Source organism: Blautia sp. aa_0143 (assembly GCF_004167315.1).
Classification (GTDB): domain Bacteria; phylum Bacillota; class Clostridia; order Lachnospirales; family Lachnospiraceae; genus Blautia_A; species Blautia_A fusiformis.
This window is the reverse complement of the sequence record NZ_RCXU01000017.1, coordinates 15,034-27,426: the sequence shown is the minus strand read 5'-3', so window position 1 is coordinate 27,426 and position 12,393 is coordinate 15,034. Positions and strand designations below refer to the sequence as shown.

Sequence of the window (12,393 nt, the reverse complement as noted above, 5' to 3'; positions counted from 1 at the left end):
CTGCCTATTATTATGGTTTTACAAAGAAGGGAGTTGGTTATGAGAAGATCTTTGTATTTCAGGAGCATCCTGTTTGAGATATTTGGACAGGTTTTGATGTATCAATTCCAACTCTTTTATTTCTTGCTTAAAGGAAACGTATTGAGTATTTAGTGATTCCTTTCTGGAAATAAGATCTGCAATTTGCTCTTGCAACTTATTGGAATTAAGATGTTTCAGGTTTATACCATTTTCCTGTAAAATATGTTCAGCACCCGCGAAAAGAATAATTTGAGATTCATATTTACGGAAATAACGATCTGGATCTTTGGAGCTTTTATAATGGTCGTCGTAAATTTTATTTTTCTGATATTGTTCGGCATATTTTAGCATTTCTCGAAGATGGCGTATCTGAGACTCGAGAGAAACAACAGAGGTATTTACCTCTTTTTGCTGCATATGTAACAAGGCTATGCGGTCTTCAAGTTCTGAAAAATTATGTAGATTATGTGTGAACATCTTGTTATATTCAGCAGAGACAATTTTTAAATTTTCCTTATTTGCCCATTCCTGAAGTCCAATGTTTCCTGCTATATTGGGAGTGTTGGTGTCTATTAACTTATTACGAACAGAAGGAACAGTAGTTCTGTGAAGCTTATTATTAATGCGTTCTTTGATACGTTCCTTAGTAAAATTTTTTCCTAAAGATTTAGCACTTCCACGCACTGGATGGGACATATCGGGAGAACGAAAGGTAATGTATTTTCTGCTGTTTTCGCCAAATTCTGCGTTTTTTATTTCATATCCTTTAGCTTCCATAAATGTAAGAAATTCTGAATAAGTGGAAACGATTCGGATTGTCTGGTTGATATCTTTTCGCAGCTGCGCTTTCTTACTGGATTCAGATTTATTTGCAGCCCATTCATTGTATTTCATTCCCTTTTTACCATCTGGCATAATTGTGGACAGGTTATGTTCCTGGCATAAAGTGTCGCTGAGATTTCGTATTTTCCAGTAATTCTTTTTACAGTCATGATAATGAGAAAAAGTGATATTATCTGCAGAACAGAAAATTAAATGGTTATGTACATGACCTTTATCAATATGTGTTGTCAGAACATAGGAGTATTTTCCCTCCAGTAAGCGATCCGCAAGTTCTTTGCCAATCTGATGGGCTTCTTCATAGGAAACTTCACCAGGGGAAAATGCCTGAATCAGATGAAATGCCTTATTTGTATTGTGCGGATCTCTGCAGTCATGTGTATGATCCAAAGTGTATTTAAAGTCAAGAACTGCTGTTTCAGGAGAGCAGGCAAAGGAAGAAATATATAGTTTCTGGTCTGTTTTATCTGGATTGCAGATGTATTCTATTGCTTTATCAACGGTTGTTTTGATACCATGGATTTTTGTAACTGCCATATTTTTTCCATTAACTCCTTTATATCGTCCAGATCCTTTTGGTAAACTGCATTGGTGCTGTTTATACGATGGGTGATCTGATTCAAATTGCTGCTGATATTGCCCAACAGGGTATTCATTTTTCGGATATGAGAGTAGTCTACTTCATATACAAATCCATATAAGATCATTTTCCGTAGAAAGGCAGATTTGCTTTTCATCCTGGAAAGACGATATTTTTCTTCTAAAATGTATTGTTCGTCATCATTCAAATAAAATTGTACGGGATGAATTCTGGTACGTTTGCTCATTGAAATCCTCCAATTCGTTTTTTTCTATAAAAAAGAGTACAAAAAAACTGTCTAACCAGTTCGGCTATGACAGTTATGGTACTTGGTTTTTTGTTGGTTTGGACAGATGTATCTGTAAGTTATTTTAACAGGACTGGGTGAAAGCGTCAAATTAAGAAATTATAAAATATGAGAGGGCCAGGGATACTCCCTGATACATTTTGGTAGAATGAACCGGAAAGGGAATTTGACAAAATGAGCCAGTTGTCATGACACTGGCAGTGCTTGCTTCTTTTGGGGTGTAGCCTGCAAAGCAGGCTATGCAAAAGCTATAAAACATAAATGGAACTGTGAGAAGTGGTTGAGAATATAATCCTGATAGCGTATAATCAGAGCAAGAAATCGTAAGTGAGGGATAAATTTGAAACGTGAGGAAATTTTTCAATATGTGAAAGAGCAATATGGAACGGAACCGGAATATTTATGGAAAAAAGATCCTGATTCTGCGGTGCTTCGACATAAAAATGGAAAATGGTATGCTATAATTATGGCAGTGGAAAAGAAAACACTGGGATTAGAAGAAGATGGAAAAATTAATATCCTGGATGTAAAATGTGACCCTGATCTGGTTGGGATGTTAATTCAAACGTATGGATTTTTACCGGGGTATCATATGAATAAGCGACACTGGATTACGATTCTTTTGGATGAATCTGTCAGTGAAGCTAAGACGCTAGATTTTCTGGATATGAGTTATGATTTAATTGACAGTGGGAAGTAATTAAAATTAAAAAGGAAGCCTTTCAGAAAAATCTCTGATCGGCTCCCAGGTATTCATTCTGGATATGTATAAGTTGATCTTTGCAACAGGATATTTTCCCAATCTCGTTCATGGCGCAACACTCGGAGAATATGAATCTCTTTTGTTTCTTCCATTATAATATAAAAAATAATAGATGGCGGAAAAGCTCTTTTATGTATGGAATATCCTCTGTACAGAATTTGAGTTCGGGGAAAGGCAGTACTGAACTGGCCTAAATTCTGCATTTGTTCTTTCAGATCAGATTGAAAACGGTCAGCACGTTGCTGGCCGAATTCTTCTTCAATATAATCTGCAATGTCTGTGACATCGTAAATTGCTTCCCAGGTTAAAATAATTTTATATTCTTGCATTTCTTCGTGCATCCCTTAATTCTGTGATTTTGCGAAAAGCATCTTCCAGTGGCAATTCACGACCAGCTTCCATATCATCAATTCCCCGGTCTAACATGCGGAGAAGATGATTGTTTTCCTGGTTTTTATCGGTTGTAGGGACTTTTTTTGTTAATTCCATGAAATCACTCCAATCATACGGTTTATAAATAGTGTATGTTGTTCAGAAGTATCTATCCATAGTTTAGCATAGAATGGGCAGCAATACAATTGAATTATTTTGCAGGAGCGTCCGTCAGACCAAGAAGATATTCGCAGGAAACATTAAATACTTCGGCCAGTGCGACAACTTCGTAGTCGGGAACGAAACGTGTGCCTTGTTCAATTCGCAGGATTGCCAGATCATTAAAATCATATCCTGCAAGTTGTAATTTGGCAGCGAGTGTTTTCTGAGTAAGATTATGAGCCTTTCGTAATTCTTTTACCCGTTGTCCTATTCTGTTTTTACTGTTCGTTTTTTATCCCAATAAATAATCATTCTGATCCTCAAAAGTTTCTAAAGATGAAGTATTATTATTGATTTTAAGGAAAAATATTGTTACTATACTTCTAAAGATGAAGTTTTGGAAAGTTTATTTGATTTTTGAAATAAGAAAATGATAATGCTGCCTGTAATGAGAAATAATTCTAGTGAGAGGTGGAAAGAAGATGAATGAATTTTATGAAGCAGTATCGAATTTATTTGAGGAATTGCGCTGTGACTCCGGAGAAAGAGAATATACAGTACAGCCGGAAGAATGGAAAGAAGCAGAGAAGAATTTGAAACAAATACAAAAGAAGCTGCCACTACATCTGGAAAAAATCCCAGAGCGTGAGCAGAATTTCTGGAATAAATATCTGGATCAGTTAGAACATTTCCATTATGAAGAGGAGCAGCGGGCTTATTACCAGGGAATGATGGATGTAGTTGAGTTTCTTATTAATATAGGGGCAATAAAGAAATCCACGAATGTTAAGAGAATGATAGAAAAATATGCACGTTAAGAGTGGCGGTATGGGAAACCATACCGCTTCTTCAGAATAATTCAGATAGAATTCAAATGAATTTCAGGGATCTTGTTTATCGTGGTCTGTAGGAATTTTGTATGTGCGCAGGTATGCTTCTACGATGGCAAGGATAGCGGTAATTTGCTCATCGTTGCATTTTGACAGGTACATGAGCAGGCGTTGATAATCAAGATTATCTGTATGATTGTTTGGATAAAACAATGGTTCAGGAGGAACATTTAAAGCGCGTACCAGTTTTCTGATTTTATGAAAACTGGGAACTCGGCCCCCATTTTCAATTTCCTTTAAATATCGGCTGGACATTTCTGCTTTTTCAGCTAATTCTTCATAAGTCAATTTTTGCTCGTGTCGGGCGTTCTTAAAAAACAATCCCAGTTCTTTATCTGTTTGTTTTGGCATATGATACACCTCCATATTTAGTGTATAGTTCCCTTTCTTGAAAGAAAATGAACTAATATTTCACTAAAAAAGAGGGTGATATTTCACTTTTTAAAAGACATATAAAATTCTGAATTTCCGTAAAACAGATCCGGAGGTATAGGAAAGATTAAGAATTTTATTGTCTGGTATCATATCCGTCATTACGTGACGGATGAAATAGATAAATAGTTCAAAAAAGCAAATAAATTTCTTTACCTCAAAAAGTGAATTATATGCCACAAAAAATGATGGCAAAATATTATCTTTTGATATAAATAGCGTCCGATGGGCTAAAAACTACCCATTAGGACGTTTTTTATATACCTCAAAATACAGGAAAAACAATTTTCTCGTATTTATTAAGAAATTTTTTAAAAATTTCTTCCCACACCCCGACAAATGCACTCATCCGTTTGGGATATGTGTGAAGGGGAAGCAAGAACTTTGCTTATTGCCTACCGGCGGGGAAGGAGGTGAACTCTTATGGAGCAATCCTCTTTTCAAGATGAGCAGACAGTCAGACATCAGTTTGATTCTCTGTGCAAGCTGGCATTGAAAAGTGAAGTTATTAATTATGAAAAGCATATGGCATATCGCCAGAAGTATGAAGTGATGTTGTCAGAATTATCAGAAAAGGAGTTGAGCAGACTTTTTATAATGGATGAGCATGAAATGGAAACACATCGTTTTCAGGTCCTGGGTTACGACATAGAAGTCAAAGATGCATTGATTGCTGAAGCACTGCAGACACTTACTGAAAAGAAAAGGAATGTTGTGTTATTATCATATTTTATGGATATGAGTGATGCAGACATTGCCAGAGAAATGAATCTTGTACGCAGCACAATTAATGAGCATCGTAGACGATCACTGGAACTGATGAGAAAAAATATGGAGGAATCTGCAAATGAAAAAAAGTAAAAAACAGAAATGCGCATTTGATTTGCTGCCATTCCATGTTATTGAGGCAGCATCAACTGGTGATACTGAGGCAATCCAGGCAGTGTTGAAGCATTATGAAGGGTACATAACAGTTTTGGCTACCAGAAAAATGTTTGACGAATTTGGACAGGTGCATTACTGTGTAGATGAAACTCTGCGTCAACGCCTGGAAGCAAAACTGATTACTAAGACCTTGGGATTTGATACGAAATCATATGTAAGGAAAAGTAATCAGTAAAGGGAGTATTTAATATAGATTCCTTTTCCCCTTCAGGAATTTTTGTACCTTGAAAATTGTATATTGTTTTACATACAGGACGTGAAGATATGTAGAGCCACTAGGTAAATCCGCCATAATATATCTGCTCTGTTAATGGAGTAAATACGAGGAAATGCTGAAATATAACATTGAAGTAAAGGTATGGAGCGAGAAGAATTTGACAAAATGTGTAGCAGCTGCACAGGGCGACGAAGCATATCTGTGATAATGATACTTCCAGAAAAAATCTGGTCATATTTAATGACGGTGCAAAACCGATGTGGGCAGAGTACTGAACTGCCACCTGTATTGTAATTTTATCTGCCGATGACAGTGTATAAAATTGTAAATTGTCATGGGCAGATAAAAATGTTTTGTCCAAAGAGAAAAGGAGGAGAGAAGAGTGGCGATTAAAATTGAAAAAGGTAAGATTCCAATTTGGGAAAAATATATGCTTACGGTGGATGAAGCAGTGCAATATTTCGGAATAGGTGAAAAGAAAATAAGGATGCTTATTTCGGAACATCTAAATTCAGAATGTTGCTTTACAGTCCAGGTGGGGTGTAAGTCATTGATTAACCGTAAGAAATTTGAGGCCTTTCTGGATCAGACTACGTCTTTGTAAAAAATATACGAACAATTTAGCACTTTAAAATGGAAATGTTAGCCCTGGTATGATATAATACCTATATCGTGCTAGGGCTTCTTCGTAGAAAGGGGCGAAGACGTTTGGGTAAAACAAAACGTGACCAAAAACGACGAGATAAAAAAGGTCGAATTTTACGAAACGGAGAAAGTCAGAGAAAAGATGGAAGATATGCGTTTGTATATACAGATTGTTATGGAAAGCAGAAGTTTTTGTATAGTTGGAAATTAGAGCCAACAGATTCTCTGCCAACTGGATGCAGACCATGCTTAGCTCTAAGGGAAAAAGAAAAAAATATCCAAAGAGATTTACATGATGGTATAGTACCTTACGGAGGAAATTTAACAGTTTTGGATTTGGTTCAAAAATATATTGGACAAAAAAAGGGGGTTCGTCATAATACTCAGGCGAACTATGATTTTGTGATCAATATAATAAAAAAAGAAGAATTCGGAACCAGAAGAATAGATAAAATAAAATTGTCGGATGCAAAAGCATGGTTTATTAAGCTGCAAGCAGATGGAAGAGGATACAGTTCCATTCACAGTGTGCGTGGAATTGTAAGACCTGCATTTCAGATGGCAGTTGAAGATGATTTACTGCGCAAGAATCCTTTTGAATTTCAATTATGTACAGTTGTCGTAAATGACAGTGTTACAAGACAGGCAATTACAAAAGAACAGGAAGAGTTATTTCTGGAGTTTATCCGAAATGATGACCATTACTCAAAATACTATAATGGAATGTTTATTTTGTTTAAGACTGGACTTCGTATTTCTGAGTTTTGTGGATTGACAGTGAAAGATATTGATCTTCAGGAGAGAAAAATCAATGTGAATCATCAGCTTCAGAGAACCAGAGGAATGCAGTACGTCATTGAAGATACCAAAACTTCAAGTGGAACACGAATGTTGCCGATGACAGATGAAGTTTATGAATGTTTTGAACAGATTGTGAAAAACCGTAAAAAAGTAAGGGTTGAGCCGATTATAGATGGATATAGTCGATTCTTATTCCTGGATAAAAAAGATATGCCTGAGGTAGCACTCCATTGGGAAAAACATTTTCAGTGGGCGTTAGGAAAGTATAATCGTACTCATGAGGAACAAATGCCAAAGATCACGCCTCATGTATGTAGGCATACATATTGTTCTAATATGGCGAAAGCTGGAATGAATCCGAAAGCACTCCAATATTTAATGGGACATTCTGATATAGGGGTTACGTTAAATGTATATACGCATCTGGGATTAATTGATGCAAAAGAAGAGATGAATAGGATTGCAAAACTGGCATAGTATGATAAAATAATAGAAAAAAGAATTAAGAATAATCTGATTATAAGGTTCTTAGAAAGCCTGTTTTCCAGGCTGATTATTACTAAGAAGTTACTAAATTTGGATAAGAAAATATACGAATTTATGCTGTGATATACAGGAAAATGACAGGATTGAAGATTATCGGAAAATGCCTGCAAACAGCGTAAATACAGCATTTCAAGGAGTTTTAAGCAATGATAAGTGTGTTATTTGTCTGCCACGGCAATATCTGCAGATCAACCATGGCCGAGAGTGTTTTTACGCACAAAGTAAAAACGCTCGGCCTTTCAGATCAGTTTTTGATCGACAGTTTTGCAACAAGTACAGAGGAGATTGGGAATCCACCTCACAGAGGAACAGTGAACAAGCTGAGAGAAGTGGGAATACCACTGGTTCCGCACAGAGCGAAGCAGATTACGTGGGCGGATTATGAAAAATCCGATTATATTATTGGTATGGATTCTGCTAATATGCGTAATCTTAACAGGATGCTGAAGAATGACCCGGAAGAGAAGCTTTATAAGTTTCTGACTTTTGCCGGATCAGGACGGGATATTGCGGATCCTTGGTATACAGGAAATTTTGACGAAACTTATGAAGATATACAGGAAGGTTGTGAGGGATTTCTGGATTATCTGGAGAAACATGGAGAAATCCATTACTGATATTTCGGAATGAGACACAAATCTGAAACAATACAAAAGGTATGACAGCAAAAGGCAGCGGAAGCTGCTTTTTCTGTCGATGAAAACTTCTTTACAAATCTGAAAACTTCTATTATACTTGTCCATACAGCAGGCAACTCAGATTCAGCAGAGAAATCTGCTCTCTGCAATTCTACAGTGGAAGTTCTTTCCACAGAAATATCTAATCATGTTATCAGATCAGAATCATTTTGTGCGTCGTTGTGAGAACGCACAGGATTTTGTCGGGACATTCGTCCGCTTTGTTTCACAGAAAGGAAATTAAATATGGAAAAAAGTTATGAAACTTTTGTCACGGACTTGAGAAAGCTTCTTCTTGCGGCTATGGACCTGAAGGAAGAAGAAATTTATTTTTCAAACGATGGAGAAAAATATGGCTGTTTGGGAGATAGGCTATTTGTAGAGAGTGGTCATATGGAAAAGGCAAAAACAGTCTGCGGGTTGCATACAGAAGAGCTTTATAAAAGGTACTGTCAGGAACATTCTTTTGAAAATATCGTTCATGATTGTGTTAGGGAGATAAAAAAAGTCAGTGAAAATTGTGTGCTATGTGATTTGGACGATCTGAAAGATTATGAGAAGGTAAAAAGCAGACTTTTTATTCGACTTCTGAATGCAGATAAAAACAGGACTATACTGAAGGAGTTGGTTCATCACAAAATCGGAGATATTGCTTTAGTGGTTTATTATCTTGCAGGAGAAAAAGAGGGATATGTTCTGAGTGCAAAGATCAAGAAAAGCTTTGTGGAGAAATGGGGAAAAGATGCGGATACTGTTTTCGAAGCTGCTCTAATAAATACATATTTTATCAGTCCACCAAGAATCTATCATTGGGAAAAAATGCTGTTTGATAAGACATATGAAGGAGATAATTTCATGGATATCCTTGGAACATACCATCCAAATAAAGGGATTGCCGGGAATTGCCTGAGTACAGAAAAGCGTACTAATGGAGCGGCAGCAATCTTTTTGCCCGGGGTAGCCAGACGTCTTTCTGAACTTCTGGGGTCAGACCTGTATCTGGTTTTTACCAGTGTTCATGAAGTAATGGTCCATAATGCGGATGTGGTTTATCCGGAAGATTTGAAAGAAGTTTTAAGTGATACGCTCGAGAAAGCAACTCCGGAAGAGGACTATCTGACATCTTCCATTTATCGATACAGCAGAAGGAGTGGTGAATTCTCTGTGGAATTGAAATGAGCTAAAGAGAGGTGACATATGGAAGTGCTTTGAGTTTATCGTTATTTGGGCATTAGAACAGAAATTAAGGCCGGAATCCATCATAAAGAATGAAATTCCGGCCAGGTTCTTTCCATGTGTTATGCTGTTTGTCTAACTATTATAAGAGTTCTTTTTTTGTGGTTTAGCTGAGAAGTGCGGAATCGTTGGAAAATTCTTCACCGCTGGCTTCTTCGAATTTGTCCAGGAGATCTTTGACTGTAAGCTTTTTCTTTTCTTCGCCCTGGATATCCAGAATGATCTTTCCCTCCCACATCATGATCAGACGATTGCCGTGAGTGATTGCATCACGCATGTTATGGGTGATCATCATGGTTGTCAGATGATCGCGGTTTACGATCATGTCTGTGATCTCGAGAACCTTGGCTGCAGTCTTCGGATCAAGAGCAGCAGTGTGCTCATCCAGAAGAAGAAGCTGAGGCTTCTTTAAAGTTGCCATCAGAAGTGTCAATGCCTGACGCTGGCCACCGGAGAGGAGTCCGACTTTGGAAGTGAGCCGGTCCTCAAGACCAAGACCGAGAATCTTCAGGAGTTCGTGGTATTCTTCCCGTTCCTGGCGGGTAATGCCCGGACGGAGAAGGCGGGATTTTCCGCGGCGTTTGGCAAGAGCGAGATTTTCTTCAATTCCCATAGTTGCAGCAGTTCCGGTCATAGGATCCTGGAATACACGGCCAAGATACGCGGCTCTTTTATATTCGGAAAGTTTTGTGACATCGGTTCCACCGATAATGATTTTTCCGGAATCTACAGGCCAGGCACCTGCAACTGCATTCAGCATAGTGGATTTTCCGGCGCCGTTTCCTCCGATGACTGTAACAAAATCACCTTCGTTCAGATGAAGATCCACGCCGTTTAAAGCAACCTTTTCATTGATGGTGCCCGGATTAAATGTTTTATGTATATCGATCAGTTTCAGCATGATCATTTACCTCCCTGTTTGGCTTTTGTAAAGTATTTGCCCTTCCAGTATGGGAAAGCAAGGAACAATGCGACGACGAGTGCGGAAAGCATTTTCAGAAGGTCTGTATCAATTCCCATCCAGATAACAATTTGAAGTACCAGATAATAAAGAATAGAACCAAATACAACGCTTAACAGCTTCAGTGCAAAGTTGCGGAAAATACGGCTGAAGATCGCTTCACCGATAATTACTGCAGCAAGACCGATAACGATAGAACCACGTCCCATGTTGATATCTGCAAATCCCTGGTACTGTGTGAGAAGAGCGCCGGAAAGAGCAACAAGTCCGTTGGAAAGCATCAGTCCCAGAACCTTATTGCGGTCTGTGTTGATACCCTGTGCACGGGACATGCTTGGATTACATCCGGTCGCACGCAGGGAACATCCGAGTTCAGTTCCGAAGAACCAGTAAAGGACTGCAATCAGAATGATGATCATAATTGCTACGATAAAAAGCGTATTCTGTGTCAGAGCAACACCCTTGACACGTCGAAGGGATACCAGAAGATTAAATTTATCAACATTGATCGCCTGGTTTGCTTTTCCCATGATCTTTAGGTTGATAGAATAAAGGGAAAGCTGTGTCAGGATTCCGGCAAGGATAGCCGGGATGCCCATAAAGGTATGAAAAATACCAGTGGCAAGACCGGCCAGAAGTCCGGCTCCTGTTGCAACCAGCATGGACACCCATACATTGTGTCCGCTGAGCATCATCATGATACAAACAGCGCCGCCTGTACATAAAGTTCCGTCAACGGTAAGATCCGCAATATCAAGAATGCGGAATGTAATGTACACACCGATCGCCATGATTCCCCAGATAAGCCCCTGTGCGGCAGCTCCTGGAAGTGCGGTTATTAAACTCATAATCTGCATGTTAAATTATCCTCCTCTTTTTTATGCACGAACAGCGAGAAGGGGAACTCCCTTCTCGCTGTATCAGTGTATAATAGGTTTTTTACCGATTATTCAGCTGTTTTATCTGTTTCGATTGCTTCATATCCATCCGGAATTTTAATACCAAGCTCGTCACAGATGTCTTTGTTGTATTCTTTTGTGAATTTTGGTGCATATTCAATCGGCATTTTGGAGATATCTTTACCATCCTGAAGGATGCTGACTGCCATTTCGCCGGTTTTGTATCCAAGATCATAGTAGCTGATGGAAAGTGTTGCAACACCACATGCCTGGCAGATACCTTCTTCACCAGCGATTACCGGAACCTTTGCCGGAAGACAGATGTTGTTGATGATCTCAGTATTGGATGCTACAGTATTATCTGTAGGTGCATAGATCACATCACTGTCATTGGCAGCTGTGGTAACAACGGATGAAAGATCGTTGGAATCAGAGAATGCATAATCTTCACAGGTATAACCAAGCTTCTCAAGAGCATCTTTTACTGTATCTACCTGATACTGGGAGTTTGGCTCTGCTGAGCAGTAGAGAAGTCCGACATTTTTTGCATCCGGGAAAAGCTCATGGAGCATATCGGCCTGCTCATCAAGAGGAGCAAGATCAGAAGTACCGGAAATGTTCCCGCCTACTGTTCCGTCAAAGTCATCGATTCCAAGAGCGACACCATATTCGGTAACGGCTGTTCCAAGGATTGGGATATCGGAAGTTCCGGCAGCTGCAGCCTGAAGAGATGCGGTTGCGTTTGCAAGGATCAGGTCTGCCCCTTCTGAAACAAAGCTGTTGATAATGGTAGAACAGGTATTAGAATCACCCTGTGCATTTTGCTCGTCAAATTTTACGGAATCACCCATCTTTTCAGTGATGGCATCCTCAAAACCCTTGGTTGCGGCATCCAGTGCGTCATGCTGGACCAGCTGGCAGATACCTATTGTGTAAGTCTTTTCTTCTTTGGCGCTTACTGTGGCAGCACAGGTTCCTGTTACAAGAGCTGCTGCGAGTACAGCTGTTAAAATACGCTTTTTCATATTGTTTTCCTCCTCACGATGTTGCTATATTTTTGGATTATTTAAAAATACAACACTGATTGTGTTAATATAAC

17 protein-coding genes are annotated in these 12,393 nt (G+C 38.6%); 8 read left to right on the top strand and 9 right to left on the bottom strand.

The features are described 5' to 3' along the window. Nucleotides 1–18: 18 nt before the first annotated feature. Complete coding sequence (locus EAI83_RS10045; RefSeq protein WP_129975281.1) at nucleotides 19–1,398, bottom strand: relaxase/mobilization nuclease domain-containing protein; 1,380 nt, start codon at nucleotides 1,396–1,398, stop codon at nucleotides 19–21. After that, nucleotides 1,347–1,688 carry a MobC family plasmid mobilization relaxosome protein gene (locus EAI83_RS10040; RefSeq protein WP_118063470.1) on the bottom strand — a complete coding sequence of 114 codons (342 nt, stop codon included), beginning with the start codon at nucleotides 1,686–1,688 and terminating at the stop codon, nucleotides 1,347–1,349. Before EAI83_RS10040 ends, EAI83_RS10045 begins: the two co-directional genes overlap by 52 nt. A gap of 400 nt (nucleotides 1,689–2,088) precedes the next feature. Here EAI83_RS10040 and EAI83_RS10035 point away from each other — a divergent pair, with 400 nt between their 5' ends. Next, a complete protein-coding gene (locus EAI83_RS10035) occupies nucleotides 2,089–2,448 on the top strand; it encodes an MmcQ/YjbR family DNA-binding protein (protein ID WP_008703804.1) in 360 nt (119 codons plus the stop codon). 53 nt (nucleotides 2,449–2,501) lie between these two features. On the opposite strand, the gene EAI83_RS10030 is transcribed toward EAI83_RS10035, so the two are convergent. From EAI83_RS10030 to EAI83_RS10025, 3 genes are all read right to left on the bottom strand, one after another. Continuing rightward, nucleotides 2,502–2,840 (bottom strand): type II toxin-antitoxin system RelE/ParE family toxin, encoded by a 339-nt coding sequence (locus EAI83_RS10030; protein WP_015524619.1) that lies wholly within the window; start codon nucleotides 2,838–2,840, stop codon nucleotides 2,502–2,504. After that, on the bottom strand, nucleotides 2,827–3,000 hold the full coding sequence (locus EAI83_RS17265) for a hypothetical protein (RefSeq protein WP_005426514.1): 174 nt from the start codon (nucleotides 2,998–3,000) through the stop codon (nucleotides 2,827–2,829). Before EAI83_RS17265 ends, EAI83_RS10030 begins: the two co-directional genes overlap by 14 nt. Nucleotides 3,001–3,094: 94 nt before the next feature. Continuing rightward, nucleotides 3,095–3,316, bottom strand: a complete 222-nt coding sequence (locus EAI83_RS10025; RefSeq protein WP_161276825.1) for a helix-turn-helix domain-containing protein — start codon at nucleotides 3,314–3,316, stop codon at nucleotides 3,095–3,097. Between the two features lie 211 nt (nucleotides 3,317–3,527). On the opposite strand from EAI83_RS10025, the gene EAI83_RS10020 reads away from it, so the two are divergent. Next, entirely contained in the window at nucleotides 3,528–3,863 is a 336-nt protein-coding gene (locus EAI83_RS10020; RefSeq protein ID WP_005426510.1) for a hypothetical protein, read from the top strand. A 63-nt stretch (nucleotides 3,864–3,926) separates the two neighbouring features. On the opposite strand, the gene EAI83_RS10015 is transcribed toward EAI83_RS10020, so the two are convergent. After that, the gene (locus EAI83_RS10015) at nucleotides 3,927–4,286 is read right to left on the bottom strand and encodes a helix-turn-helix domain-containing protein (protein WP_015524620.1); all 360 of its coding nucleotides are present in this window, start codon (nucleotides 4,284–4,286) and stop codon (nucleotides 3,927–3,929) included. A 504-nt stretch (nucleotides 4,287–4,790) separates the two neighbouring features. Here EAI83_RS10015 and EAI83_RS10010 point away from each other — a divergent pair. The 6 genes from EAI83_RS10010 (at nucleotide 4,791) to EAI83_RS09985 (ending at nucleotide 9,377) form a co-directional block, all read left to right on the top strand. After that, the gene (locus EAI83_RS10010) at nucleotides 4,791–5,228 is read left to right on the top strand and encodes an RNA polymerase sigma factor (protein ID WP_005426505.1); all 438 of its coding nucleotides are present in this window, start codon (nucleotides 4,791–4,793) and stop codon (nucleotides 5,226–5,228) included. Next, a complete protein-coding gene (locus tag EAI83_RS10005) occupies nucleotides 5,215–5,487 on the top strand; it encodes a helix-turn-helix domain-containing protein (protein ID WP_015541278.1) in 273 nt (90 codons plus the stop codon). Before EAI83_RS10010 ends, EAI83_RS10005 begins: the two co-directional genes overlap by 14 nt. Before the next feature lie 424 nt (nucleotides 5,488–5,911). Further along, complete coding sequence (locus tag EAI83_RS10000) at nucleotides 5,912–6,133, top strand: excisionase (protein ID WP_021650362.1); 222 nt, start codon at nucleotides 5,912–5,914, stop codon at nucleotides 6,131–6,133. A 104-nt stretch (nucleotides 6,134–6,237) separates the two neighbouring features. Continuing rightward, nucleotides 6,238–7,452 (top strand): site-specific integrase, encoded by a 1,215-nt coding sequence (locus EAI83_RS09995; RefSeq protein ID WP_044960653.1) that lies wholly within the window; start codon nucleotides 6,238–6,240, stop codon nucleotides 7,450–7,452. A gap of 215 nt (nucleotides 7,453–7,667) precedes the next feature. Then, nucleotides 7,668–8,138, top strand: coding sequence for a low molecular weight protein-tyrosine-phosphatase (locus EAI83_RS09990; protein ID WP_015524623.1), 471 nt, complete (start codon nucleotides 7,668–7,670; stop codon nucleotides 8,136–8,138). Nucleotides 8,139–8,444: 306 nt separating this feature from the next. Continuing rightward, nucleotides 8,445–9,377 (top strand): DUF5688 family protein, encoded by a 933-nt coding sequence (locus EAI83_RS09985; RefSeq protein ID WP_129975279.1) that lies wholly within the window; start codon nucleotides 8,445–8,447, stop codon nucleotides 9,375–9,377. Nucleotides 9,378–9,540: 163 nt separating this feature from the next. Here the strand turns inward: EAI83_RS09985 and EAI83_RS09980 are convergent, their stop codons facing one another. The 3 genes from EAI83_RS09980 to EAI83_RS09970 form a co-directional block, all read right to left on the bottom strand. Beyond that, nucleotides 9,541–10,335 carry an ABC transporter ATP-binding protein gene (locus EAI83_RS09980; RefSeq protein ID WP_021977269.1) on the bottom strand — a complete coding sequence of 265 codons (795 nt, stop codon included), beginning with the start codon at nucleotides 10,333–10,335 and terminating at the stop codon, nucleotides 9,541–9,543. A gap of 2 nt (nucleotides 10,336–10,337) precedes the next feature. Beyond that, nucleotides 10,338–11,252, bottom strand: coding sequence for an ABC transporter permease (locus EAI83_RS09975; protein WP_022427133.1), 915 nt, complete (start codon nucleotides 11,250–11,252; stop codon nucleotides 10,338–10,340). An 89-nt stretch (nucleotides 11,253–11,341) separates the two neighbouring features. Further along, nucleotides 11,342–12,319, bottom strand: coding sequence for an ABC transporter substrate-binding protein (locus tag EAI83_RS09970; protein WP_044960660.1), 978 nt, complete (start codon nucleotides 12,317–12,319; stop codon nucleotides 11,342–11,344). Nucleotides 12,320–12,393 lie beyond the last annotated feature (74 nt).

What these genes read in the sequence shown, in the direction of transcription:
- EAI83_RS10040 (WP_118063470.1), bottom strand. Translation starts at nt 1,688, where the DNA reads ATGAGCAAACGTACCAGAATTCATCCCGTACAATTTTATTTGAATGAT.
- EAI83_RS09975 (WP_022427133.1), bottom strand. Translation starts at nt 11,252, where the DNA reads ATGCAGATTATGAGTTTAATAACCGCACTTCCAGGAGCTGCCGCACAG.
- EAI83_RS10015 (WP_015524620.1), bottom strand. Translation starts at nt 4,286, where the DNA reads ATGCCAAAACAAACAGATAAAGAACTGGGATTGTTTTTTAAGAACGCC.
- EAI83_RS10010 (WP_005426505.1), top strand. Translation starts at nt 4,791, where the DNA reads ATGGAGCAATCCTCTTTTCAAGATGAGCAGACAGTCAGACATCAGTTT.
- EAI83_RS09970 (WP_044960660.1), bottom strand. Translation starts at nt 12,319, where the DNA reads ATGAAAAAGCGTATTTTAACAGCTGTACTCGCAGCAGCTCTTGTAACA.
- EAI83_RS09985 (WP_129975279.1), top strand. Translation starts at nt 8,445, where the DNA reads ATGGAAAAAAGTTATGAAACTTTTGTCACGGACTTGAGAAAGCTTCTT.
- EAI83_RS10045 (WP_129975281.1), bottom strand. Translation starts at nt 1,398, where the DNA reads ATGGCAGTTACAAAAATCCATGGTATCAAAACAACCGTTGATAAAGCA.
- EAI83_RS09990 (WP_015524623.1), top strand. Translation starts at nt 7,668, where the DNA reads ATGATAAGTGTGTTATTTGTCTGCCACGGCAATATCTGCAGATCAACC.
- EAI83_RS17265 (WP_005426514.1), bottom strand. Translation starts at nt 3,000, where the DNA reads ATGGAATTAACAAAAAAAGTCCCTACAACCGATAAAAACCAGGAAAAC.
- EAI83_RS10005 (WP_015541278.1), top strand. Translation starts at nt 5,215, where the DNA reads ATGAAAAAAAGTAAAAAACAGAAATGCGCATTTGATTTGCTGCCATTC.
- EAI83_RS09980 (WP_021977269.1), bottom strand. Translation starts at nt 10,335, where the DNA reads ATGCTGAAACTGATCGATATACATAAAACATTTAATCCGGGCACCATC.
- EAI83_RS10020 (WP_005426510.1), top strand. Translation starts at nt 3,528, where the DNA reads ATGAATGAATTTTATGAAGCAGTATCGAATTTATTTGAGGAATTGCGC.
- EAI83_RS10030 (WP_015524619.1), bottom strand. Translation starts at nt 2,840, where the DNA reads ATGCAAGAATATAAAATTATTTTAACCTGGGAAGCAATTTACGATGTC.